Source organism: Micromonospora sp. CA-259024 (assembly GCF_050936255.1).
GTDB lineage: Bacteria > Actinomycetota > Actinomycetes > Mycobacteriales > Micromonosporaceae > Micromonospora.
In genome coordinates this window covers 1509267-1531759 of the sequence record NZ_JBNJND010000002.1, presented here as the reverse complement: position 1 = coordinate 1531759, position 22493 = coordinate 1509267, and the positions used below count along the sequence as shown (strand labels likewise).

26 protein-coding genes and 1 tRNA gene are annotated in these 22493 nt (G+C 71.3%); 12 read left to right on the top strand and 15 right to left on the bottom strand.

The features are described 5' to 3' along the window. Positions 1 to 53 precede the first annotated feature (53 nt). Positions 54 to 1724 (bottom strand): DUF885 domain-containing protein, encoded by a 1671-nt coding sequence (locus tag ACQEUX_RS26590; protein WP_433053796.1) that lies wholly within the window; start codon positions 1722 to 1724, stop codon positions 54 to 56. A 128-nt stretch (positions 1725 to 1852) separates the two neighbouring features. On the opposite strand from ACQEUX_RS26590, the gene ACQEUX_RS26585 reads away from it, so the two are divergent. Further along, positions 1853 to 2833, top strand: a complete 981-nt coding sequence (locus tag ACQEUX_RS26585; protein WP_433053793.1) for a DMT family transporter — start codon at positions 1853 to 1855, stop codon at positions 2831 to 2833. A 363-nt stretch (positions 2834 to 3196) separates the two neighbouring features. Here ACQEUX_RS26585 and ACQEUX_RS26580 read toward each other — a convergent pair whose 3' ends face one another. Continuing rightward, positions 3197 to 4267 (bottom strand): PHP domain-containing protein, encoded by a 1071-nt coding sequence (locus tag ACQEUX_RS26580; protein ID WP_433053790.1) that lies wholly within the window; start codon positions 4265 to 4267, stop codon positions 3197 to 3199. A gap of 29 nt (positions 4268 to 4296) precedes the next feature. Beyond that, positions 4297 to 5058 carry a M23 family metallopeptidase gene (locus tag ACQEUX_RS26575; RefSeq protein WP_433053787.1) on the bottom strand — a complete coding sequence of 254 codons (762 nt, stop codon included), beginning with the start codon at positions 5056 to 5058 and terminating at the stop codon, positions 4297 to 4299. A gap of 62 nt (positions 5059 to 5120) precedes the next feature. Here ACQEUX_RS26575 and ACQEUX_RS26570 point away from each other — a divergent pair, with 62 nt between their 5' ends. The 4 genes from ACQEUX_RS26570 (at position 5121) to ACQEUX_RS26555 (ending at position 7029) form a co-directional block, all read left to right on the top strand. Further along, positions 5121 to 5513, top strand: a complete 393-nt coding sequence (locus ACQEUX_RS26570; protein WP_433053784.1) for a hypothetical protein — start codon at positions 5121 to 5123, stop codon at positions 5511 to 5513. A 111-nt stretch (positions 5514 to 5624) separates the two neighbouring features. Beyond that, the gene (locus tag ACQEUX_RS26565) at positions 5625 to 5792 is read left to right on the top strand and encodes a hypothetical protein (protein WP_167454701.1); all 168 of its coding nucleotides are present in this window, start codon (positions 5625 to 5627) and stop codon (positions 5790 to 5792) included. Between the two features lie 117 nt (positions 5793 to 5909). After that, positions 5910 to 6437, top strand: coding sequence for a tRNA adenosine deaminase-associated protein (locus ACQEUX_RS26560; protein ID WP_433053778.1), 528 nt, complete (start codon positions 5910 to 5912; stop codon positions 6435 to 6437). A gap of 145 nt (positions 6438 to 6582) precedes the next feature. Continuing rightward, entirely contained in the window at positions 6583 to 7029 is a 447-nt protein-coding gene (locus tag ACQEUX_RS26555; protein WP_433057151.1) for a nucleoside deaminase, read from the top strand. 14 nt (positions 7030 to 7043) lie between these two features. Here ACQEUX_RS26555 and ACQEUX_RS26550 read toward each other — a convergent pair whose 3' ends face one another. Next, a complete protein-coding gene (locus ACQEUX_RS26550; RefSeq protein WP_433053775.1) occupies positions 7044 to 8198 on the bottom strand; it encodes a sensor histidine kinase in 1155 nt (384 codons plus the stop codon). Then, the gene (locus ACQEUX_RS26545; protein ID WP_433053772.1) at positions 8195 to 8851 is read right to left on the bottom strand and encodes a response regulator transcription factor; all 657 of its coding nucleotides are present in this window, start codon (positions 8849 to 8851) and stop codon (positions 8195 to 8197) included. Before ACQEUX_RS26545 ends, ACQEUX_RS26550 begins: the two co-directional genes overlap by 4 nt. A gap of 186 nt (positions 8852 to 9037) precedes the next feature. Here ACQEUX_RS26545 and ACQEUX_RS26540 point away from each other — a divergent pair, with 186 nt between their 5' ends. The 4 genes from ACQEUX_RS26540 to ACQEUX_RS26525 are packed head-to-tail and all read left to right on the top strand — an operon-like array spanning position 9038 to position 12574. Next, positions 9038 to 9562 (top strand): hypothetical protein, encoded by a 525-nt coding sequence (locus tag ACQEUX_RS26540; RefSeq protein ID WP_433053770.1) that lies wholly within the window; start codon positions 9038 to 9040, stop codon positions 9560 to 9562. Continuing rightward, entirely contained in the window at positions 9559 to 10641 is a 1083-nt protein-coding gene (locus tag ACQEUX_RS26535) for a peptidoglycan-binding protein (protein WP_433053767.1), read from the top strand. Before ACQEUX_RS26540 ends, ACQEUX_RS26535 begins: the two co-directional genes overlap by 4 nt. Next, complete coding sequence (locus ACQEUX_RS26530) at positions 10638 to 11339, top strand: ABC transporter ATP-binding protein (RefSeq protein ID WP_433053764.1); 702 nt, start codon at positions 10638 to 10640, stop codon at positions 11337 to 11339. The genes ACQEUX_RS26535 and ACQEUX_RS26530 overlap by 4 nt, the downstream gene beginning before the upstream one ends. A 32-nt stretch (positions 11340 to 11371) precedes the next feature. Further along, complete coding sequence (locus ACQEUX_RS26525) at positions 11372 to 12574, top strand: ABC transporter permease (RefSeq protein ID WP_433057149.1); 1203 nt, start codon at positions 11372 to 11374, stop codon at positions 12572 to 12574. Positions 12575 to 12658: 84 nt separating this feature from the next. Here the strand turns inward: ACQEUX_RS26525 and ACQEUX_RS26520 are convergent, their stop codons facing one another. The 3 genes from ACQEUX_RS26520 to deoD form a co-directional block, all read right to left on the bottom strand. Beyond that, a complete protein-coding gene (locus ACQEUX_RS26520; protein ID WP_433053761.1) occupies positions 12659 to 13114 on the bottom strand; it encodes an acyl-CoA thioesterase in 456 nt (151 codons plus the stop codon). Continuing rightward, positions 13111 to 13749, bottom strand: coding sequence for a TetR family transcriptional regulator C-terminal domain-containing protein (locus ACQEUX_RS26515; protein WP_433053758.1), 639 nt, complete (start codon positions 13747 to 13749; stop codon positions 13111 to 13113). Before ACQEUX_RS26515 ends, ACQEUX_RS26520 begins: the two co-directional genes overlap by 4 nt. 133 nt (positions 13750 to 13882) lie before the next feature. Further along, a complete protein-coding gene (gene deoD / locus ACQEUX_RS26510) occupies positions 13883 to 14590 on the bottom strand; it encodes a purine-nucleoside phosphorylase (RefSeq protein WP_030328147.1) in 708 nt (235 codons plus the stop codon). 75 nt (positions 14591 to 14665) lie between these two features. Here deoD and ACQEUX_RS26505 point away from each other — a divergent pair. The 3 genes from ACQEUX_RS26505 to ACQEUX_RS26495 all read left to right on the top strand — a co-directional run bounded on the left by ACQEUX_RS26505 (position 14666) and on the right by ACQEUX_RS26495 (position 16988). Next, positions 14666 to 14752, top strand: a tRNA-Ser gene (locus ACQEUX_RS26505). Between the two features lie 213 nt (positions 14753 to 14965). After that, entirely contained in the window at positions 14966 to 15811 is an 846-nt protein-coding gene (locus ACQEUX_RS26500) for a DUF5131 family protein (RefSeq protein WP_433053754.1), read from the top strand. 82 nt (positions 15812 to 15893) lie between these two features. Further along, positions 15894 to 16988, top strand: coding sequence for a three-Cys-motif partner protein TcmP (locus ACQEUX_RS26495; RefSeq protein ID WP_433053751.1), 1095 nt, complete (start codon positions 15894 to 15896; stop codon positions 16986 to 16988). A gap of 66 nt (positions 16989 to 17054) precedes the next feature. Here the strand turns inward: ACQEUX_RS26495 and ACQEUX_RS26490 are convergent, their stop codons facing one another. The 7 genes from ACQEUX_RS26490 to ACQEUX_RS26460 form a co-directional block, all read right to left on the bottom strand. Next, positions 17055 to 18272 carry a tyrosine-type recombinase/integrase gene (locus tag ACQEUX_RS26490; protein WP_433053748.1) on the bottom strand — a complete coding sequence of 406 codons (1218 nt, stop codon included), beginning with the start codon at positions 18270 to 18272 and terminating at the stop codon, positions 17055 to 17057. Positions 18273 to 18288: 16 nt separating this feature from the next. Further along, a complete protein-coding gene (locus tag ACQEUX_RS26485) occupies positions 18289 to 18498 on the bottom strand; it encodes a helix-turn-helix domain-containing protein (RefSeq protein WP_210885060.1) in 210 nt (69 codons plus the stop codon). Between the two features lie 481 nt (positions 18499 to 18979). Further along, positions 18980 to 20539, bottom strand: a complete 1560-nt coding sequence (locus tag ACQEUX_RS26480; protein WP_433053745.1) for a hypothetical protein — start codon at positions 20537 to 20539, stop codon at positions 18980 to 18982. Beyond that, positions 20536 to 21513: a bifunctional DNA primase/polymerase gene (locus ACQEUX_RS26475; protein WP_433053742.1), complete on the bottom strand. Its 978-nt coding sequence runs from the start codon at positions 21511 to 21513 to the stop codon at positions 20536 to 20538. Before ACQEUX_RS26475 ends, ACQEUX_RS26480 begins: the two co-directional genes overlap by 4 nt. Positions 21514 to 21543: 30 nt before the next feature. After that, positions 21544 to 21843 carry a hypothetical protein gene (locus ACQEUX_RS26470; protein ID WP_433053739.1) on the bottom strand — a complete coding sequence of 100 codons (300 nt, stop codon included), beginning with the start codon at positions 21841 to 21843 and terminating at the stop codon, positions 21544 to 21546. Next, complete coding sequence (locus ACQEUX_RS26465) at positions 21843 to 22139, bottom strand: hypothetical protein (RefSeq protein ID WP_433053736.1); 297 nt, start codon at positions 22137 to 22139, stop codon at positions 21843 to 21845. Before ACQEUX_RS26465 ends, ACQEUX_RS26470 begins: the two co-directional genes overlap by 1 nt. Then, positions 22136 to 22375 (bottom strand): hypothetical protein, encoded by a 240-nt coding sequence (locus ACQEUX_RS26460; RefSeq protein ID WP_433053733.1) that lies wholly within the window; start codon positions 22373 to 22375, stop codon positions 22136 to 22138. Before ACQEUX_RS26460 ends, ACQEUX_RS26465 begins: the two co-directional genes overlap by 4 nt. Positions 22376 to 22493 lie beyond the last annotated feature (118 nt).

Sequence of the window (22493 nt, the reverse complement as noted above, 5' to 3'; positions counted from 1 at the left end):
GCGGCGCGCGGCGGCGGACTCGTCGTACCGCCGCGCGCGCGACCGCCGCCGGATCAGAGTCGGGCCAGCGCCCGGCGCAGCGGGTCGAGACCCAGCGCGCCCAGGTCCAACGCCTGCCGGTGGAACTCCCGCAGGTCGAAGTCCGCGCCCTTGCGGGCCTTGGCGTCGTCGCGGGCCTGGAGCCAGATCCGCTCACCCACCTTGTACGACGGTGCCTGCCCCGGCCAGCCCAGGTAGCGGTTCAGCTCGAAGCGCAGGTTCTCGTCCGGCACCCGGCAGTGCGCCCGCATGAACTCCCAGCCCAGCTCGGGCGTCCACCGCTCGCCCGGGTGGAAGCCGAAGGGGTTGTCCTTCGGGATCTCCAGCTCCAGGTGCATGCCGATGTCGACGATCACCCGTGCCGCGCGCATCGCCTGGCCGTCGAGCATGCCCAGCTTGTCGCCCGGGTCCTCCAGGTAGCCCAGCTCGTCCATCAGCCGCTCGGAGTAGAGCGCCCAGCCCTCGCCGTGCCCGGAGACCCAGCAGAGCAGCCGCTGCCAGCGGTTGAGCAGGTCCGCCCGGACGGCGGTCTGCGCCACCTGGAGGTGGTGACCCGGCACGCCCTCGTGGTAGACCGTGGTCACCTCTCGCCAGGTGGAGAAGTCGCTGATGCCCTGCGGCACCGCCCACCACATCCGGCCCGGGCGGGAGAAGTCCTCGCTGGGGCCGGTGTAGTAGATGGCACCGTCGCTGGTCGGGGCGAGGCAGCACTCGATGCGGCGAACCTGCTCCGGAATGTCGAAGTGGGTGCCGTGCAGCTCGGCGATCGCCTTGTCGGCGAGCGCCTGCATCCAGTCCCGGAACGCCTCCTTGCCCTGGATCGTCCGGGCCGGGTCGGCGTCCAACGTGGCCACCGCCTCGTCGACGGTGGCACCGGAGCCGGCGATGCGCCCGGCGACGACCCGCATCTCCGCCTCCAGGCGGGCCAGCTCCGCGAAACCCCAGGCGTACGTCTCGTCCAGGTCGACCTTGGCGCCGAGGAAGTACTGCGAGGCCAGCTCGTAGCGCTCCCGGCCGGCGGCCTGCTTGTCCCGGCCGTGCGGCGCCAGCTCGGTACGCAGGAACTGGCCGAACTCGGCGGTCGCCGCGGTCGCGGCCGCCGCACCCCGGCGCAGCTCAGCGCCGAGCGTGCCCTCCGCGCCCAACCGCTCGACCAGCCCGTGGAAGAAGTTGTCCCCGGCCGGGTCGACCCAGATGTCGCACTGCTTGGCCACCTCGACCAGCTGCACCTTCGAGCTGATCTGGCCGGCGGCGAGCGCCTCGCGCAGCGTGGTCTTGTAGCCCTCCAACGCGCCCGCGAAGCCGTTGAGCCGGGCGGCGACGTTGGCCTGCTCGTCGGTGGTCGCGGTCGGCATCAGGTCGAACACCATGCGGATCTCGTGCAGACCACTGGTGATGACGCTCACCTCGCTGGTCACCTCGCCGGCGTCGTACCGGGCCAGGTCCAGGCCGAGCCGTTCCTGCATGGCCTCCTTGGCGGTCCGTTCCGACTCGGTCGCCGGCTCGGTCACCTCCAGCTCGGCGAGCGTCCGGCGGGTGAGGTCCGCGCGTGCCCGGTAACCGTCGGGCGAGAGGTCGTCGAGCTGATCGTCATGGCCGGCGATGCCGACGAAGGTCGCGCCGGTGGGGCTCAACGGCGCCCACTCGGCCACGTATCGGTTGGCGAGTTCATCAATTCGTCCCACGCTGCGACCCTACGTGACCATCCCGCCTCCGTGTCGACGACGTTTGTCGTTCGAGCAACAGGTTGCGGCAGGGCGCGACGTCCGAAAGGGGCGCGACTTTGTCGGACGGCTACGGCAGAGTGTCAGGGGTGAACACGGACACCACTCCTGACAAATCTCCGGTCCGCGCCTGGCTGCCGGGTTTCGTCGCCCTCGCCGCGATCTGGGGTTCGAGCTTCCTCTTCATCAAGGTCGGGGTGGCCGAGCTGCACCCGGTCCAGCTCACCCTCTACCGGGTCGTCGCCGGTGCGTTGACCCTGCTGGTGGTCCTCGCCGTGCTGCGCGACCGGCTGCCCCGCGAGCCGCGGGTCTGGGCGCACCTGACGGTCGTCGCCGCGTTCGGTGTCGCCGTGCCGTTCACCCTCTTCGGCTACGGCGAGCAGCGGGTCGAGTCGATGCTGGCCGGCATCTGGAACGCCACCACCCCGCTGATCGTGCTGCCGCTGGCAGTGCTGGTCTTCCGCACCGAGCGGCTGACCGTGCGCCGCGCGGTCGGGCTCGGGCTGGGCTTCCTCGGTGTGCTGGTGGTGCTCGGGGTCTGGGAGGGCATCGGCGGGGCGCACTTCACCGGGCAGTTGATGTGCCTGGGCGCCGCTGCCTGCTACGGCGTCTCCATCCCGTACCAGAAGCGGTTCCTCGCCGGCAGCGCGCACTCCGGCCTCTCGCTCTCCGCCGCGCAACTGCTGCTCGCCGCCGGGCAACTGGCCATCGTCGCCCCGTTGGTCGCGGGCACGCCGCCGCTGCCCACCGAGTTGTCGACGGGAGTGGTGGCAAGCGTGCTGACCCTCGGCGCGCTCGGCACGGGGCTGGCGTTCGTCATCAACATGCGCAACATCCGACTCGCCGGTGCGAGCACCGCCTCCACCGTCACGTACCTGATCCCGATCTTCGCGGTGCTGATCGGTGCCGTGGCGCTGGACGAGCGACTCAACTGGCACCAGCCAGTCGGCGCACTCATCGTGTTGCTCGGGGTCGCGGTCTCGCAGGGCGTGCTCGGCCGCCGGAAGCCCCGCCCGGTGGTCGGCGTCGGCGCGCCCGCCGCGCCAGCCGCCGAGCCCGCCCGCCGCTGAGGGTGCCGCCCGCCGCTGGTCCGCACCGGACTCCGCGCCGCACGGCGGCGAATCCGTCACGGCGGAGGCCGCCGCCCGGCCGTGTCGGGGCCGCCCGGCCCGCGTCGGGGCCGCCGCCCGGCCTGCGTCGGGCGTGGCGGCGCGTCGCTGGTCGCCGGCCCATCCGGTACGTGATCGACTCGGCTTCATTGAAATCGGGGTGTCCGTCGGACCAGGATGCCCCGATTCCAGCGAAGGCGAGTCGATCAACGCCGAGGTGGTCGGCAAGGCGAGTCGATCGACGCCGAGGTGGTCGGCAAGGCGAGTCGATCGACGCCGAGGTGGTCGGCGAGGCGAGTCGATCGACGCCGAGGCCGCCGCCGATCAGGGCCGGTCGTGCGTCCAGGCCACCAGCTGCTTCGCCGACCAGGTATTGACGACGCGGTCGGCCGGGACGCCGCAGAGGGCGGCCCGCTCGCAGCCGAACCGCTGCCAGTCCAGTTGGCCGGGCGCGTGCGCGTCCGTGTTGATCGCGAACCGGCAACCGGCCTCCAGGGCGCGCCGGATCAGGCGTTTCGGCGGGTCCTGCCGCTCCGGCCGGGAGTTGATCTCGATGGCGGTGTCGTGTTCGGCGCAGGCGGCGAAGACCGCGTCCGCGTCGAAGTCACTCTCCGCCCGGGTCCGGGCCCGGTGCCCCCGATCACCCGGGCCGGTCACGCCGGCCGGGCGGGACGACACCATCCGGCCGGTGCAGTGGCCCAGAATGTCCAGGTGCGGGTTGGCGACCGCGGCCAGCATCCGCCGGGTCATCTTCGACCGCTCGTCGTTCAGGCCGCTGTGCACCGACCCGACCACCACGTCCAGCTGTGCCAGCAGCTCATCGTCCTGGTCCAGCGAACCGTCGGCGAGGATGTCCACCTCGATCCCGGTGAGGATGCGGAAACCCTCGGGCAGCGCCGCATTGACCTTCGCCACGTGGTCGAGTTGCCGGCGCAGCCGGTCCGCGGTCAGCCCCCGGGCCACCTTCAGCCGTGGCGAATGGTCGGTCAGCACCATGTACTCGTGGCCCAACTCCACCGCGGCGAGCGCCATCTCCTCGATCGGCGAACCGCCGTCGGACCAGTCCGAGTGGGTGTGACAGTCGCCCCGCAGGGCGGTGCGCAGCGCCGTCGCCTCGGCGTCCAGGTCGCTGCCCTCGGTCGCCACCAGCCGACGCAGGTAGACCGGCTCCTCACCGGCCAGCGACTCCGCCACGCAGCGGGCCGTGACATCACCGACCCCGGTCAGCTCGGTGAGCGTGCCGTTGCCGGCTCGCTCGGTCACCTCGGCCGCCGGCAGGCCGGCCAGCGCCGTCGCCGCCGACCGGAACGCTCGTACCCGATAGGTGGCCTCGTTCGCCCGTTCCAGCAGGAACGCGATCCGGCGTAGGTCGGCGATGGGGTCCCGGGCCTTCATCCCACCGAACCTAGTGGGTGCGAAGCCGGTCAGGGAGCCTTCGGACAGCCGTGTTCGCGGTGCCACGCGGCGACCTCGGCGGCCGGTTCCCGGTTGCCGCCGCGCCGCCAGGAATCCAGGTAACGCGCCGGCCAGAGCACCCCGCGCCGGATCCACCAGCCGTCCCTACCCGTACACGGCGGGGAGATGCCGAAGTGCACGTGGCAGACGTTGTTCGCGTTGCCGGTGCGCCCCACCTTGCCGAGCTGCTGCCCGGCGCGGACCCGGACGCCGGCGTCGACACCGCTGGCCACGACGCTCAGATGCGAGCCGTAGTAGCGCACCCCGTCGTCACCGAGCAGGGAGACCGACAGACCCCCGTTCTCCGGGCCCTGCGGTCCACGCTTGGTGTACCGGTCGACGCGGCTCACCTCCAGCACCGTCCCGTCGGTCACCGCGACGAACGGCTCACCGCAGTCGGCGAAGAGGTCCGTGGCCGGGTACGCCCCGTGCGTCGGGTGGTAGCTGACGTCGTCGGCGCGTACCGGAAAGACATGCCGCAGCCCGGTGCGGGGTGCCGCCGTCGACGGGCTGGTCGACGACGGTGTCGGGGTCGGGCGGGTCGCGGTCGGTGTGGCCGGCGGCGACGCCGGCTGGTCGGCGGTCGCCCCGACCGCGGGCGGCGTCGGCGTGGCGCCGTCGGGCGGCACCCCCGGCCGGGTGGTCGCGCAGCCGGCGGCCAGCACCGGGGCGAGAAGCAGCAGGATCGGGTACGCCGGACGCGCGCGGCGGCGGATCGTCGGCGACGGCATCCGGTCATCCTGGCAGAGCCGGTACCGTGGGCACGAGCGGCGCGCGTGAGGGGGCAGCCACGGTGACCATCGCCCGACCCGAGCCTGGCCCGGATCCCGGTGCCGTTCCACGCCCGGTGGCGCGTACCCCCTCGGGGCTCTTCCCCGCTGGGCCGCCGCCTCGCCCGACCTACCGTGAGCCGCACCCGATCACCGGCGGCGGTGTCGCCGCTGGCGGCGGCACGGCGGCCGGCTGGATGTTGCTGTTCGGCCTGCTCGGCACCGATGTGGCCGGCTACGCGTGGTGGACGGTGGTGGCCGGCCTTCTGGCGTGGCTGACCGCCCTGGTGCTCGTCCGCTACGGCGACCGCGGGGTCGCCACCGGAGTCGCCATCGTCACGGCCGGTGGCTGGAGCATCGCCGCCGCTGTCGTGGCGGTTCGCTGGGCGACCAGTGGTGACTGGCCGCTGTGGTAACCGTCCCGAAACGGCTCTGAAACGGCTGTCGATGACTGCGCCGCGTGCCCGGTTGGCTGCGTAGCGAACGCCGTCTTGACGTGGCCGCCGAGACTCGGCACGCTCGGCACCATGGCCTGGACCACTCCGCGACAGGACCCTGATCGCAGCCGTCGCCGCCTGCAGTTGTTGGCCGAGTTGGCGGGTGCCCGGGCGGTCCGCCAGCGCAGTCGACCACAGCGGCAACGCACCGAGCGTCTGCGCCAACTGATCGCCACCCGCCGTCGGGTAGCCGGCTGATCCGACTTTGTCAGGAATGACCGGCCCTTCGGGGCGTTGACCGGTCGCCCGCCGACCCGACCGGCTAACGTGCACGCGTAACAAGTCGACGCTGTGTCGAGGGCTATTGGGGGGACCGTGTCGTACTTCGCTGCGGCCGTGGTGCGCGACGACAGTGGCTGGACCGCCGCCGAGGTCAGCCTGCGTGGCGCCACCGACATCGATGAGGTCGCTGACCGGCTGCGTGACGTCGACCAGGAGGCCGACGTGTCGCTGCTCTTCGTCGAGGCCGACGACGCGTACCTGGTGATCCTGCGTCTCGACGAGGGTGAGGACCTGCGGGTGTTCGGTTCGGACTCCGCGTACGCCGAGGAGTCCCAACTGGGCTCCCTGCTGGTCGGTGACCTGAAGACCTCGGTCACCGGGCTCGACGGCGACGACGAGCCACGTCCGCCGACCACCGGTGACGAGGAGAGCGAGCAGCCGGTCGTCGACCCGGAGGCGGACCCGGTGGGTGATGCCGATCTGCTGGCCAACCTGGGTATCTCCGCGCAGAAGCTGCTGAGCCTGTGCGCGCACGAGGGGATGCTGCCGGCGGACGTCACCGCCGAGATCTGCCAGGTGCTCGGCTGCGCCGACGAGGTCGAGGAGCTGCGTGAGGTCTGAGCCGGCCGACGCCACCGATCCGTCACTGGAGACGATCCGGCCCGGGCAGCCCACCCCCGGCGCCGTGGGGCGCGCCGGGCCGGGCGCCCACGAGGGCCTGGCCGACCCGGGCGAGGTCGGTCGGCGGCAGCGACATGAGCTGTGGATGCGACGGGCTCTGGAGGTCGCGGTCACCGGCCCCGCCGTCGACGCCGCGGGCGCTGCCGACGTGGACGACGTACCGGTGGGTGCGGTGCTCTACGGCCCGGACGGGACCGAGCTGGCGACCGGCCGCAACGAGCGGGAGTTGACCGGTGACCCCACCGGGCACGCCGAGGTGCTGGCGCTGCGCCGGGGCGCCGAGCGGGCCGGCCGGTGGCGGCTGGACGGCTGCACCCTGGTGGTCACCCTGGAGCCCTGCACCATGTGCGCGGGAGCGCTGGTGCTGGCCCGGGTCTCCACCGTCGTCTTCGGCGCCTGGGAGCCGAAGACCGGCGCGGCCGGCTCGCTGTGGGACGTGCTGCGCGACCGCCGGCTCAACCATCGCCCCGAGGTCTACGGCGGCGTGCTGGAGGCCGAGACCGCAGCCGTTCTGCGTGCCTTCTTTCGCTGACCCGCCAGGCGGACTCAGGCCGGGGGCAGGCTGACCGTGACCTCCAGCCCGCCGCCGTCGCGCGGTCGGGCGGTCACCGTGCCGCCGTGTGCCCGGGCCACCGCCCGGACGATGGAGAGCCCCAGGCCGAACCCGCGCCCGCCGCCGATCCGCTCCCCGGAGAGCCTGCGGAACGGCTCGAAGATGGCCTCCACGTCGTAGCCGGGCACCACCGGGCCGGTGTTCCGGACGGTCAGCGTCGGGCGGCCGTCCCGCAGCCCGGTGCTCACCCGGACCCAGCCGCCGGACGACACGTTGTGCCGCAGCGCGTTCTCCACCAGGTTGGTGGTGAGTCGTTCCAGCAGCACCGGGTCGCCGTGGACCATCGCCGGCGCCAGCTCCCGGGTCACCGTCGGCCCGCCCGCACCCACGCCGGCCTGGTCCAGCACGTGGTCGGCCAGGTCGGCCAGGTCCACCCGGGACCGGGCGGTCACCTCGTTCTCCGAGTCGGCCAGGGTGAGCAGCCCGTCGATCAGCCGTTCGTGCCGCTCGTTCACCGCCAGCAGCGACTCGCCCAGCCGGCGTACGTCCTCGGAGGCGCCGGTCCGGGTGACGGCCAGCTCGATGAGCGACCGGTTCAGCGCCAGCGGCGTACGCAGCTCGTGCGAGGCGTTCGCGACGAAGCGGCGCTGCCCGTCGAAGGAGCGGTCCAGCCGTTCCAGCATCTCGTCGAAGGTGTCGGCCAGCTCGCGTACCTCGTCGGGCGGGCCGGGGAGCGAGATCCGTTCGTGCAGGCCGCGACCGCCCACGGCGATCCGCCGGGCCGTCCCGGTGATCTGGTGCAGCGGTTGCAGCGCCCGGCCGGCGATCAGCCAGCCGAAGGCGATGGCCACCACGGAGACCAGGCCGAGTGCGATCCCGCCCTGGGTGAGCAGCGAGTAGAGCGTCTGGTCCCGGGCGTCGCCCTGGGCCTTGTTGATGATGAGGCGTAGTTGCTCGGCCTGGTTGCCGGAGAGCTTCGTTCCCACCTCGGGGATGATGGGCTTGACGTCGCGCAGCGCCACCCCGAACGGCTGCGCCGTCCGCTGTTCGACGAGCACGTAGGTGACCGCGAGCAGGACCAGCCCGGCGACCAGGAAGAGGCCGCCGTAGATCAGGGTGAGCCGGGCCCGGAGCGAGAAGCGCTTCACGGTACCCGGTATCCCACACCGGGCACGGTCTCGACCACCGGCGGTTCGCCCAGCTTGCGGCGCAGCTTCATGACGGTGACCCGGACGACGTTGGTGAACGGGTCGATGTGCTCGTCCCAGGCACGCTCCAACAGTTCCTCGGCGGAGACCACCGCGCCGTCGGCCCGCAGCAACTCGACCAGCACGGCGAACTCCTTGCGGGACAGCGGCACGTACCGGCCGTCGCGGTGCACCTCGCGACGGGCCGGGTCGACCAGGACGCCGGCCCGGGTCAGGGTGGGCGGTGCCGCCCGCCGGGTCCGCCGGCTCAGCGCGTGCACCCGGGCGGAGAGTTCCACCAGGGCGAACGGCTTGGTCAGGTAGTCGTCGGCACCGAGCGCCAGGCCGGCCACCCGCTCCCGCACGGCCGCCGCCGCGGTGAGCATCAGCACCCGGGTCTGCCCTCCGCTGTCCACGATCGCCCGGCACACCTCGTCGCCGTGCACCACCGGCAGGTCCCGGTCCAGGACGACCACGTCGTAGTCGTTGACGCCGAGCCGTTCCAGCGCCGCGTCGCCGTCGTACGCCACGTCCACCGCGAACGCCTCGCGGCGCAGCCACTCGGCGATGCTCTCGGCGAGCAGGCTCTCGTCCTCGACTACCAGCACTCTCACTCGGCAATAGTGCCCCGGGCCCGGATAACGCCACCGTAAACGTTGGTGGTTACGCCCGGGATACGCCCCTTGTCGTCAACTGACCGGGACGCCCGACGGGTTCCTTTGGGCGTCCCGGTCGGCGGGTTCCGTCGGCCGGATCGCAGTGCCCGGCGGTTGCGCCGGGCCCGGGAGAGGAAGCGTGCGATGCGACGAGGACTGTTCGCGCTGCCGCTGCTGCTCGTGTTGGCCGTCGCCGGCTGCGGGCCGTCGAGCGACGAACCAGCGGTGGCGACCGCCGGCGGCGGCGGGGCGCAACCGGCGTCCGCCAGCCCGGCGGCCCAGCTCAGCGACGACGAACGGCAGCTCAAGTTCAGCGAGTGCATGCGGGAGAACGGGGTGGAGATGCCGGATCCGGAGCCGGGCGGCGGTCGCCTGTTCCAGTTCGGCAAGGACACCGACCCGCAGAAGGTGCAGGCGGCGATGGAGCAGTGCCGCCAGTACCTGCCCAACGGTGGGGAGAAGCTCAAGCCCGGCCCGGAGCAGGTGGAGCGGCTGCGCAAGCTCGCCGTCTGCATGCGCGAGAACGGCGTGCCGGAGTTCCCGGACCCGTCGGCGGACGGTGGGATCCAGCTGCAGCGCGACCAGATGAACCTCAAGGACCCGAAGGTGAAGGCCGCATTGGAGAAGTGCCAGCAGTACGCACCGAAGATCGCCGGAGCCACCCGATGAGGGCTCGCCGCCTTCGGCTCCGGACGGTCGCGCTGACCGTCGCCGTCGTGGTCGCGGCGGCGGCCGGCATCGCTGCCGCGGTCGGTTTCGGCGGCACGGACCGGGGTACGGCAGCGGCCAGCACCACCCCGCCGAGCACCGCCACGGTCACCCGCCAGACGCTGACCGACGCGCAGGACGTGGACGGGGAGCTGGGCTACGGCAGCACCCGGACCGCCACCGCCCGGTTCGGCGGAACGATCACCGGCTTGCCGGAGACGGGCACGGTCGTGAAGCGGGGCGGCCGGCTGTACGCGGCGGACGACGACCCGGTGCTGCTGCTCTACGGATCGCTGCCGGCGTACCGGGTGCTCGAACCGGGCGTGGAGGGGGCGGACGTCGCGCAGTTCGAGCGGAACCTGCGAGCGCTCGGCCACGACGGCTTCACCGTCGACGACGAGTACACCGGCAGCACCGCCGACGCCGTCCGGGAGTGGCAGGAGGATCTCGGGCTGCCCGAGACGGGCCGGGTCGAGCCGGGCCGGATCGTCTACGCCGACGGCGCGGTGCGGGTGGAGAGCCACCAGGCGGCGACCGGGGACGTGGCGCAGCCCGGCGAGGCGGTACTCACGTACACCGGCACCAGCCGGCTGGTCACCGTCGAGCTGGACGTGGACGACCAGCGGCTGGCGAAGGAGGGCGGCGCGGTGAGCGTCGCCCTGCCGGACGGCGACCCGCTGGCCGGAAAGGTCGAGTCGGTGCAGACGGTGATCGAGGCCGGCTCAACCGGCGCGACCGGGCAGTCCACCGAGGCCGAGACGAAGATCGAGGTGACCGTCTCGGTGACCGACCCGGCGAAGCTCGCCGGGTACGACCAGGCGAGTGTCGAGGTCACCTTCACCGCCGCCGAACGCCCCGACGTGCTCACCGTGCCGGTGGCGGCGCTGCTCGCGCTCGCCGAGGGCGGCTACGGGGTCGAGGTGGTCGACGACGGCCGGAGCCGGATCGTCGCGGTGACCACCGGGCTTTTCGCCGCCGGCCGGGTCGAGGTCAGTGGCCCGGAGATCGCCGAGGGCATGACCGTGGGGGTGCCGGCGTGACCGGTGACGCCGTGGTGCTGGACGGGGTGAGCCGGACGTACCCGGGCGGGGTCGCCGCGTTGCGCGAGGTCTCGCTGCGGATCGGGTACGGCGAGCTGGTGGCGATCGTCGGCCCGTCCGGTTCCGGCAAGTCGACGATGCTGCACCTGATCGGCACCCTGGACCGCCCCTCCGCCGGCCGGGTACGAATCGACGGGTACGACGTGGCGACCCTGCCGGACCGGCAGCTCTCCGCGCTGCGGGCCCGCCGGATCGGCTTCGTCTTCCAGCAGTTCCACCTGGCCGCCGGCACGCCGGTGCTGGACAACGTGGCCGACGGGCTGCTCTACGCGGGCGTACCCCGAAGGGAGCGGCGACGGCGCGCGGAGGCGGCGTTGAACCGGGTCGGGCTGGGCCACCGGCTGACCCACCGACCGCACGAACTCTCCGGCGGTGAGCGGCAGCGGGTGGCGGTGGCCCGGGCGGTGGTCGGCGAGCCGGCGGTGCTGCTCGCCGACGAGCCCACCGGCAACCTCGACTCGGTCGCCGGCGCGGCGGTGCTCGCCCTTCTGCATGACCTGCACGCGGCCGGCACCACGGTCCTGGTGATCACTCACGACCGGGAGATCGCCGACGGTCTGCCCCGGCAGGTGCGGATGCGCGACGGCCGGGTGGTGGCCGACCCGGTCGCCGGCCCGTTCGTCGAGGAGGTGCGCTGATGGCGACCGACACCCACCTACGGCTGGTGCCGGTGGACGCGCGACCACGGCTGACGCCGGCCCGGCTTGGCCCGGGCGACGTGTTCCGGGTCGGCGGGGTGGGGCTGCGCACCCGGCCGCTGCGCGCGTTCCTCTCCGCGCTGGGCATCGCGATCGGCATCGCCGCGATGGTCGCGGTGGTCGGTCTCTCGTCGTCGTCCCGCGCCGACCTGGACCGCACGCTGGACCGGCTCGGCACCAACCTGCTGACCGTGGCACCCGGGAACACGCTCTTCGGTGATCAGGCGAAGCTGCCGGTGGAGTCGGTGGCCATGATCGGCCGGATCGCGCCGGTGACCAGCGTGGCCGCCACCGGCCAACTGCCGGACACCCCGGTCTACCGCAGTGATCGCATCCCGTCCGGCGAGACGGGCGGCATCGCCACCCGGGCCGCCCAGCTCGGGCTGCTCGGCACGGTCGGCGCGACGGTACGCAGCGGCACCTGGCTGAACGAGGCCACCGAGCGCTATCCGGCCGTGGTGCTCGGCGACGGCGCCGCCCGACGGCTGGGGCTCGGCGCGGCCGGACCGGACGTGCAGGTCTATCTGGGTGGGCGCTGGTTCAGCGTGGTCGGCATCCTCGCGCCGGCCCCGCTCGCCCCGGAGCTGGACAGTTCGGCGTTGGTCGGCTGGCCCGCCGCAGCGGCGTACCTCGGGTTCGACGGACACCCGACCACGGTCTACACCCGGTCCCGGGAGGCCTCGGTGGAGGCGGTCCGGGACGTGCTCGGCGCAACCGCCAACCCGGAGGCGCCGAACGAGGTGCAGGTCTCCCGACCGTCGGACGCGCTGGCCGCCGCGGCGGCGACCGACGAGGCGTTCACCGGGCTGCTGCTCGGGTTGGGTGCGGTGGCGCTGCTGGTCGGCGGGGTCGGGGTGGCCAACACCATGGTCATCTCGGTGCTGGAACGGCGGGCCGAGATCGGCTTGCGGCGGTCGCTGGGTGCTACCCGGGGGCAGGTCCGGGTGCAGTTCCTGGCCGAGTCGCTGTTGCTCTCGGCGCTCGGCGGCGCGGGCGGGGTGCTGCTCGGCATCCTGGTCACCGCCGGCTACGCCCTCTGGCGGCAGTGGCCGACCGTGGTGCCGGTCTGGGCGATGGCCGGCGGCGTCGGCGCGACCCTGCTGATCGGTGGTCTGGCCGGTCTGTACCCGGCCGTTCGCGCCGCCCGGCTCGCCCCCACCGAGGCGCTGGGCTGAGTCGCCCACGCCGGGGTCTCCTTCGGGTGCGTCCGTTGTTGCCACGACGACAGCGGACGCACCCGAAGGCGTTGCCGAAGCGCGTCAGGCGGTGGGGCGGAGCAGGGTGGTGGCCACCGCCCGGGCAGCCTCGGTCCACGGCGTGGGCCGCAGCGTCGCCGGGTCGAGGCGGACGATCGCCCGCCGTCCCTCGGCGTGCAGCGTGTCGCCGTCGACGGAGCGGAACTGGAAGGCGTACTCGGCGCTGCTGGTGCCGAAGTGTTCGAGCCAGAAGTGCACCGCCACCGGGCCGGTGGTGGCGATCGGCGCCCGGTAGCTGATGGTGAACTCGCGGACCGCGTGGAACAGGTCAGGCGGGGTGGCGCTGCCCCGGTAGGCCAGCCCCCGCTCGGTCCAGTACGGCGTCAGGGCCCGTTCCAGCAGCACCGCGTACCGCGCGTTGTGCAGGATGCCCATCGCGTCGAGGTCGTCGAAGTGCACGGTGACGTGCTCGACGTGCCCGAACTGGACGGTGGGCTGGTCGGCGACGGCGTTGGTCATGAGGGGCCTTCCGTTAACAGGGTCGGTCGGGGGCAGAGCGCCCGCAGGCGGTCCAACAGAGCGGCGCGGGCGTACCGGTAGGTGGCGTCCGGGTCGAGCAGCCGGGAGTTCATCGCGGCTGCCATCCCGAGCGCGTCGATTTCGTACGCCAGCTGCGGGACGTCGAGGTCGGCGGGAAGTTCACCGGCGTCGACCGCCTGCTGGACGAGGCGTTCGAGGTACGCCGTCCACTGGCTGTGCGTCTCGGTGAGCCGGTCTCGGACCGGGCCGGGGCGGGCGTTGAACTCGAACTGGGTGTTGGCGAAGAAGCAGCCACCGGGCAGCACCCGGGTGGCGTAGAAGTCGAGCCGCGCGTCGTGCAGGGCGCGGAGCCGCCGTACGCCCCGCGGGGCGAGGTGCGCCGGCGCGACGATCCGCTCCTGCCAGAGCGTCACGGCGCGGTCGATCGCGGCGAGCTGTAGCGCCTCCTTCGACCGCCAGTGGGCGAAGAGGCCCGACTTGCTCACCCCGAGCGTGTCGGCGAGCTGGGCGAGGCTGAGCCCGTCGAGGCCGGCCTGGGTGGCGAGCACGACGGCCGCGTCCAGCGCGGCGTTCCGGGTGCGCTCGCCCCGGGCGAGGCGTCCGTCGACGGTCATGCGGACACCGTAACGAACTAGCACGACCGGTCGTATTGTTTTGATGGGTGACCGTCGTCACCCGACCCCGCCCCCAACAGCGCACCGCCCCGCCGTCCGGACGGACGACGGGGCAGCGGGGTGCGACGAAGGGTCAGGCAATGATGGTGTCCAGGGCGATCTCGACCATCTGGCTGAAGGTCTGCTCCCGCTCCTCCGACGTGGTCTTCTCGCCGGTCTTGATGTGGTCGCTGACGGTCAGCACGGTCAGCGCGCGGGCCTTGAACCGGGCGGCGATCGTGTAGAGCGCCGCCGACTCCATCTCCACCGCCAGCACGCCGTAGTCGGCGAGGGTGTCGTAGAGGTCCGGCCGGTCGGTGTAGAAGGCATCCGCCGCCAGGATCGGCCCGACGTGCATGGAGATGCCGCGCCGCTCGGCCACCTCGACCGACGTGCGCAGCAGCCCGAAGTCCGCCACCGGGGCGTAGTCGATCAGCCCGTCGAAGCGCATCCGGTTCATGTTCGAGTCGGTGGACGACCCGATGGCGGCCACCACGTCGCGCAGTTGAAGGTCCGTGCTGAGAGCGCCGCAGGAGCCGACCCGGATCAGCGTCTTCACGCCGTACTCGTTGATCAGCTCATGGGCGTAGATGGAGGCGGACGGCATGCCCATGCCGGAGCCCTGGACGGAGACCTCGACGCCGTTCCAGCGGCCGGTGAAGCCCAGCATGCCCCGGACCGTCGAGTAGCAGGTGGCGCCCTCGAGGTAGGTCTCCGCGATCCACTTGGCCCGCAGGGGGTCGCCCGGCATCAGGACCCGCTCGGCGATCTCGCCCGGCTTCGCGCCGATGTGCGTACTCATGGCAAAGATCCTGCCAGGCCGGCTCGGGCGATACCGGTTCGGCGTCGGAACCAGTGGTCCTGTACCCTCGTCGGCGGTGGCGTGTCCGAGCGGCCTAAGGAGCACGCCTCGAAAGCGTGTGAGGGTTAACGCCCTCCGAGGGTTCAAATCCCTCCGCCACCGCTCTGTAGTGCGAGAACGCCCGGTTGATCCGCGAGGATCAACCGGGCGTTCCGCTTGTGGTCTCAGTTTCGGTCTCAGTTGGGATCCTTCGGCGCCAGACCCCGCCCGCCTGCTGCTTCGGCCGGCCGTACGGCTAGTCCGGTCGAACGCGCTGCCCTCGGCCCCGTGAGGCGTTGTACGGATGACATAAGCCATCTCACACCCGTATGAGACGTGACGGTAGGTGACCCTTCCGTTCCGTACGGATGTTCGACAAGATGTGTGATCAGAGGAGGTGATGACGTGGCGGATCGTAGTTCCATCGAGTGGACAGAAGCTACGTGGAACCCTACGACCGGATGTGATCGCATCTCCGCGGGTTGCGACAACTGCTACGCCCTCGCCCTGTCCAAGCGCCTCAAGGCCATGGGCTCGGCTAAGTATCAGAATGATGGCGATCCACGAACGTCTGGGCCGGGATTTGGCGTGACGGTCCACGCGGACGCGTTAGAGATCCCGCGTCGGTGGCGAGACCCGCGGCTCGTGTTCGTCAACTCGATGTCTGATTTGTTCCATGCCCGGGTGCCGTTGAGTTACGTGCAGCAGGTGTTCGAGGTTATGCGTGAGACGCCTCGCCATACATACCAATTGCTCACCAAGCGGGCCGCAAGGCTGACGAAGGTGGCCCACCAGCTCGACTGGCCCTCAAATGTATGGATGGGCGTTAGCGTCGAGGGCGCCAGCGAGGTGGGTCGCATTGATGACTTGCGGGAGGTGCCCGCCGCCGTGCGCTTCGTCTCCGCTGAGCCCCTGCTAGGCCCGCTCCTTGATCTGAATCTGGACGGTATCGATTGGCTGATCGCCGGCGGCGAGTCTGGGCTCAACTGCCGTCCGGTGGACGCGGCATGGGTGCGAGCGCTGAGAGATCAGTGCGTCGCAGCCGGTACTGCCTTCTTCTTCAAGCAGTGGGGTGGCCGCACGCCGAAGGCCGGCGGCCGGCTTCTCGATGGGCTTGAACACTCTGCGATGCCCGCGGTTGGCTGTAGGGGTGCTCAGGAGATGGAGGCTGCCCGCAGCTGAGACGTGCAGCCCTAATCGGGAGTTCCATCGGAGCGATTGCGGTGGGACACTGATCCATGACCTTGAGTAGTCAGGAGGGCTGATGCCGGTCAGCGGTGAGGTTCCATGGCCATGTGCGCCGCATACGGGTGCTAAACACGACATCTACCGCCGCTATCTTGAGCGATGGTTCCCGATCCTGCTCGCCGGCTCTAACGCATACCCGTCGGTCACCTATGCGGAGGGCTTCTCTGGCCCAGGCGTCTACAGCGGTGGCGAAGACGGTTCGCCCGTCATCGCGATGCGGGCGCTCATTGAGAAGGTCCCGCCGAACAAGGGTGTTGCTCGCTTCGCCTTCGTCGACGATGACCGGCGCTGCGTCTCGATGCTGTGGGACACCCTCAGGGCCGCCTTCCCTGACCGTCCGCGCCCGGGCGAGGCGATGCCAGTGAAGATCGTCGAGGGAACGTGTGCCACACACTTGGAGGCGACTCTCGACAGCATGAAGGCATGGGGTCAGCCGATTTTTGCGAACCTTGACTCCTGGGGCAACGCCCCCGTGCCGTATCGGCTTTTAAGGCGTCTCGCCGCGAACGTCTCAAGCGAGGTCATCGTCACCCTGTTCCCTCAGCACTTCGTTCGCTTCGTCAGCAACCTGGGCGAAGCGGCTGATGAGGTGTTCGGGGGAGATTCAAGCTGGCGAACGGTCGCCGACCTGGCTCCCGCAGCAAAGAGTCGGCATATCCTCACCTGCTATCGCCAAGCACTGCACAACGCGGGCTTTCCGTACTTACTGGACTTCGAGCTCATCCCCCAGAAGGGGCAACCTCTCTATCTCGTCTTCGGCACTCGCCACCGTCTCGGGATGCAGAAGATGAAGGACAGCCTCTGGGAGGTCGACCGTGCCCAAGGCGTCGGCTTCCGCGATCCTCGGGACGAGCAGGCCGAGACGTTGTTCGCCTTTGATGAACCCCAACTCGGGCCACTGACCCGGCTGCTTGCCCACAAACTTCGGGAGAGCGGACCTGTGCGGGTGCAGGAACTGCGCGACTTCGCACTGTTTGAGACCGTTTACCGACCGGAGCACGTCATCGAAGCGTTGAAGCCGCTTAGGGACCAAGGCGCGCTCAACATCGATGGTGGGGGCCCATTGCGGATAGCATCACTGGTCTCGCTGGCGCCAGCACCGTCCCGCTAGGCCCTAGCCTTACCGCTCCGGTGGCCTGGGCTAGCACCAACGCTGCCAGCCCAGGCCGCCCTTCTGCTAGTCGCCGGGGTCTTCAGCGTCCCAGAGCAGGCCGCCAATCCGTTGAGCGATGTCTCGTCGGACTTGAGCGGTGAGGTGCTGATATCGGGTCGCCATTGCAGAGTTGGACCAGCCCATGATGCCCATGACGGCCCGCTCGGCGACGCCGAGAATCAGCAGCACCGTGGCCGCGGTGTGCCGAGCATCGTGTAAACGGCCGTCTCGCAGCCCGGCAAGCTTGAGCAGCCGTTTCCACTCGTCATAGTCGGTGCGTGGGTTGACAGGGGTGCCGGTCGGCGTGGCGAACAGCCAGTCACCGTCCTCCCATAGTTGGGCGGCGGTGAACCGCTCCTGGTCTTGCTCATCACGGTGCCTGCGGAGCAGCGCCACCAGCTCGTCGGGGAGCCCGATGCTGCGCCGACCTGCCCGAGACTTGGTCTCGGCGGTGTCCGCGCGCACCTGGCGACGGTCGGGGCAGTGCCCGCCGTGCTTCCGGCCGCATGGTGAGCGGCACCCGTGCTCCCACCTTGGCCGCTGCCGGCCACGCCGTACGGTCAGGGTTCCAGCGCCGAGGTCGACGTCCGACCAACGCAGGCCGAGCGCTTCCCCTTGGCGTAGGCCGAGGGCGAGTGCGACCGCCCACCGCACGCTATTGCGCCGGCCACGGGTGGCGGCCATGAGCCGCTGTACTTCGGCGACCGTGTACGGCTCGACCTCGCTTTCTGGCAGGCGTGGTGCCTTGGCGAGGCTGGCCGGGTTCTTGGCCAGGTGGCCCCGGCGCACTGCCTCGTTGAGCGCGGTCCGGACCGTGCGGTGTGCTTGGTGAGCGGTCGCCGGGGCGCTGCCAGTCTCTTGCATCCGGCGGTAGAACCGTTCCAGATGCTCGGGCTCCAAGCGTTCGATCCGGTGGGCACCGAGACCGGGAATGAGGTGCCGGTAGACAGCAACCCGGTAGCCGGCGAGGGTGTTCTCCCGCACGGCCGGGGCAGCGATGTTCTCTACCCAGTGAGTGAGCCAGGTCTTCACCGTCCAGCGCTGGCCGGCCTTGCGGACCGTGCCGCTGTCTCGCTCCCGTTCCAAGAGTCGGACCTTCTTGATGACCGCAGCTTCCGTCTTGCCCCGGACGTGGCGGCGATCCGGCGATCCGTCGTCCTTCACCCCGACCGTGACCCGGCCGTGCCACGAGCCATCCGCACCCAGGTAGATACTGGATGCGCCGTTCGGCTTGCGTCCCATTGGCTGTCTCCTTTCGTCAGGCGGCGCGGTCGAGGTGGTTCGGCTCGGCGAGCAGGTTCCGCACGTACTCGTCCAGGCAGAACGTGGGCACCCGGCGGAGACGGCCGATGGTGACGGTGCGAATCTGGCCGGCCTTGATGAGGGCGTACATGGTTGTGCGGCCGATCCCGAGTCGTTGGGCGGCTTCTTCGATGGTCAGAACGACGCGAGTTTCTGGCGTGGGCACGGCTTCTCCCCGTGGTTCCGCTGGGTTGAGAGCGCCGGTGGCGGGCGTTCTCGTCGGGCGAGGGTTAGTTGCTAGGTGCGACAGGCGAATGGATGGCGGCCGTTGGGACGGGCGGCTGAGGTCGCCGTAGGGCCAAGATTCCGACCGGGCTGGGGTGCTGGCGTGGGTCGGTTCGGCTCAGGCGCTCTCAGCGGGCCGGTCTGCGCGGGTCGGTCGCGGTGATCGGTGCTCGTTGCGGGAGGGGCTGAACCATCTCCGCATCTCCGCATCTCCGCAAACATGGCTGTGAGCTGGGCGAATGCTTGCGGAGATGGTCGGAGGTGGTGAGGGGTCATCTCCGCAAAGAGCCGGGATCTCCGCAGTTGGTTGCGGAGATGCGGAGATCGATAGTTCTCTTAGTTCTGATCTCCGCAGGGTGTTTTCCCTGGTGATAGGGGGGTCGGTGCGGAGATGCGGAGATGCGGAGATGGTTCAGCGGGTTTCACCCCTCGTGGTGCTCGACCCAGAACACGGACCGGTCGCCGCGGTCGTTGCGGCCGGCGCGGACGACGTGTTCACCGCGCCACCGCCCGGCCTGCCCGGTGAGCAGCCGGCCGAGTTGCAGCGGGTTGGGTAGCCGGCCGTTATGGGTGGTGATGAACTGCCCGTCCCACGGGTCATGGGCGTCGCTGCCGAGGTGCATGGGCTCGCCGTCTTGCCGCAGTTCGGCGGCGGTCATCGCACGGCCGCCGTGGCGGTCGTGCCAGCAAGTGAGGAACGCGCGCCAGCGCGTTTCGTCTTCATCGATCTCACGAATGTCAGCGGCGTTGGTCAGGAATCCATCGATGCCGTGGTGGGCGAGGAACCCGCCGAGGGCTTGCGCCCACGGGGTGAACTGCCGCATCGACAACCCCGACACCCGAGGTGCTCCCCGCCGCGTCCAATCGAGCACCAGCACCAGCAGGTGCCACAGAACGGTCAGTTGGTTCGCCGGGTCGGTAATCCACTGGTCAAGGTGGGGGATGCCAAACCCGCGCTGGTCGCGCAGCTCGGGGCGGGGCATGTCCGGGTCGAGGCGCACCCGCACCGTGCGCGACGCCATGTCCCCACCGACTTGCAGATTGTTGCCGGTGGCCATCCAGAGCCGGTCGTTGACGGTGGCGACGTTGCGCGACGCGCCCAACTGCCGGTCGGACCACACGCCGGAGGTGACGAGCTGGGCGAGCACGGCCGAGTCGATGACGGTTCCCTCGGCCAGGTTGTCCCAGATGACCACGCCGACCTGCTCGGCTAGCACTGCTGTGATGGACTTGCGCAGTTCTTCATCGGAGTAGGCCCAGGTCATGACCCGCTGCCCGTAGAGCATCCCCGGCCCCGCCGTCAGGATCGTCTTACCCGATGAGGGCATGGTGGCGTCGATCAGCGCGAACGGAGTCAAGCTGCGGGTGAAGTGCCGCAGGATCGGCGTGGCCAGCAGCGCCACGTAGTTCGCCCGGTCAGCAGCGGACGCCCACGGGAAGTCCCGCAGGAACCGATCGAGCAGGAACGTGCGCGCCTCCGTCACCTGCTCCGCCGTCGGCTCGTCCGGCACCGGCGGAAGCGCCACCTTGGACGCCAGGTAGAGGCCGGTCGCCGGGTCGTAGCCCGGTTGCTGCAACAGGGTGCCGTCACGGCGCAGCACCGGGGCACCAATGATCCCACGCAGCGGCGGCACACCCGGCCACGTCTTCCCGGCCAGCACCGACGACAGGATGTCCCGAGGCGGGGTCACCTCGTCTTCGTAGACCTCGGGGTCGCCGGTGTCGCTCTTGCGGGTCTTGAGCCGGTACACGTAGGCGTGCTCGGCCAGCAGCCCGGCCAGCCCGGCGGGGTTGACCATGCTGGCCGACACCGGCAACGGCGAGTCCTCATCGGCGGCGGTTGCCAGCCCACCGGAGACGGCTTCCATGTGCACGAGGGCACCGGCGGATACGTAGGTGTCGGGGAGCAGCCCGTCGACCAGCGCGGCTTTGAGCACGCGGATGGTTTCGGGGCCGGAGCCGATCTGCAACCGGGTGTTCATGCCGCCGCCCTCCCCACCCCGGCCAGGGGGCGCGGGTTGTTCGCCCCGGTCCGCAGTCCCGACGCGATCGTGCGAGCGACCTCCCCGACCGGCAGGCCGAGCGACAGCGCGGCGGGTTCCAACACGGCGCTCACGTCGGCGTCGGTGAGCGCGCCCCCGGCGACGAGCTGCCCGAGCGCTACCGCCGAGGTGAACAGGGCGTGATTGCGCTGCCCCTCCGGGGCGGTGGTGAGGTGGGCGACCTGCCGGCGGATCGCCGCTGCCAGGTACGCGCCGCGCCGGTCCGGTGGCAGCGCCACCGGGGCGGGCCGGTGGGCGGGTGGCGGGGTAGGGGCGAGCAGCCCTGCCACCCACGCGGGCAGCGGCGCCGGGTCACAGTCCAGCGCCACCTCGTACGGGTGGCCGGCGGCGGCGGTGCTGCCGGCGGCGACGACGTAGCCACCGTGGGCGCGGGTGTCGACCTTCCAGCCCAGCCCTCCCCGGTCGCCGGTGGTGTTGCGCAGCTGCGGCCCGGCGGGGTGGCGGTAGTAGAGGTGGCTGCCGCCGCTGGCCGTGGTCACGGTGTACGTGGCGTCGATACCGCCGTGCCGGGCGGCGAGGGTGGCGAATACGTCCAGGCCGTCCCGCGCCCCGGCCCATGGCTGCGGCGGGGTGTCGCCGCCGTGTTTGGGCACGTCGAGGTCGACCACGACCAGGCCGGAGGGGCCGCAGGCAATTCCCACGCCGTAGGGGCGGGTCGACCACGCGCGGCGGATGCGCTCGGGGTCGGTGGTGGCGCGTTCCTCCCAGCCGACGTGGCGGCCGGCGATGCGGCAGCGCGGATCGATGCGGGTGCAGCGTTCGGCGGTGCAGCGGTTGGGAAACGCGGGTCGCTTGGCGTGGTCCGGGTCGTCGGGTCGGTCGTCGGGACGCAGGGGGAAGACGTGCCAGCCGCGGGCAGCGTGCGCGAGCGCGGCGGTCAACAGGTCAGGCATGGGGCATCTCCCAAGGCTCGGGGGGATGGGTCAGGCCGGGCGGCGCTGGGCGCGAGCGGCAGCGAGGTCGATCAGCGCACCGCCCGTGGCGTCCGCGCTGCCGGTGGGCCGCTGCCGGCCGGCGGCGACGCTCAGGCGCAGATAGAGCCGGTAGCGGCCAGCGTCGGCACCGATCAGCGGTCGACGGGTGCCGTGCTGGGTGATGTGTCCGGCGTCGGTCAGGGCGGCGGTGGCGGCGTCCAGCTCGGCCGGCGTGCCGGTAAGCCACACCTCCAACCCGGACAGCCGGGCGTCACGCGGCGACGGGCCATCCCGGCGCGAGCCGGGCATCACGCAGCCCGCCCCGGTCGGGGACGGCTTGCGATAGCGGCGCGGGTGACGGCCTGGCGCAGGTCACCGAGCAACCCCACCAACTGCCGCCGGGCGGCCAGCTCGCCCGGGGCGAGCGCGACCCTGACGCGCACCTCGGCGTGCTCCCGCCCGGTCGCGGTGCGCACCCTGACGAGCACGGCGCGGGAGCGGCCGGCGACGTCGACCACGATTTCGTCGGATCGGTGCTCACCAAGGCCGCAGCGGTGGTCTTTGCCGCACCAGTTGGTGTGCCCGTCGCGGTTGCGGCGGGTCATGGGTGGCCGTCGCGGTACTCGGCGCGGATGAAGTCGATCAGGCGGCGGCCGACGCGGACGCGGATGCCGGTGCCGTCGCATCGGTGGCAGTCGCGCCGCGTGCCGATCGTGGAGCGGTGGTAGCGGGCACCGTGGCAGCGTCGGCAGCGTCCCCACGGGGACGCGGCACACACGACCAGGTAGCACGCTGCGTAACCGAGGGTGGCGAGGCTAGCGAGCAGCAGGATGGGGGTCATGGAATGCCTCCACAGGCCGAAATTAGGGTGTGCAGCGCCGACGCCGCTAGGAACTAGGGCGCTGGCCAGGATTGGGATGGGTTGCTAGCGGGGCCGCTAGGTCTAGCGGAGGGTGGCG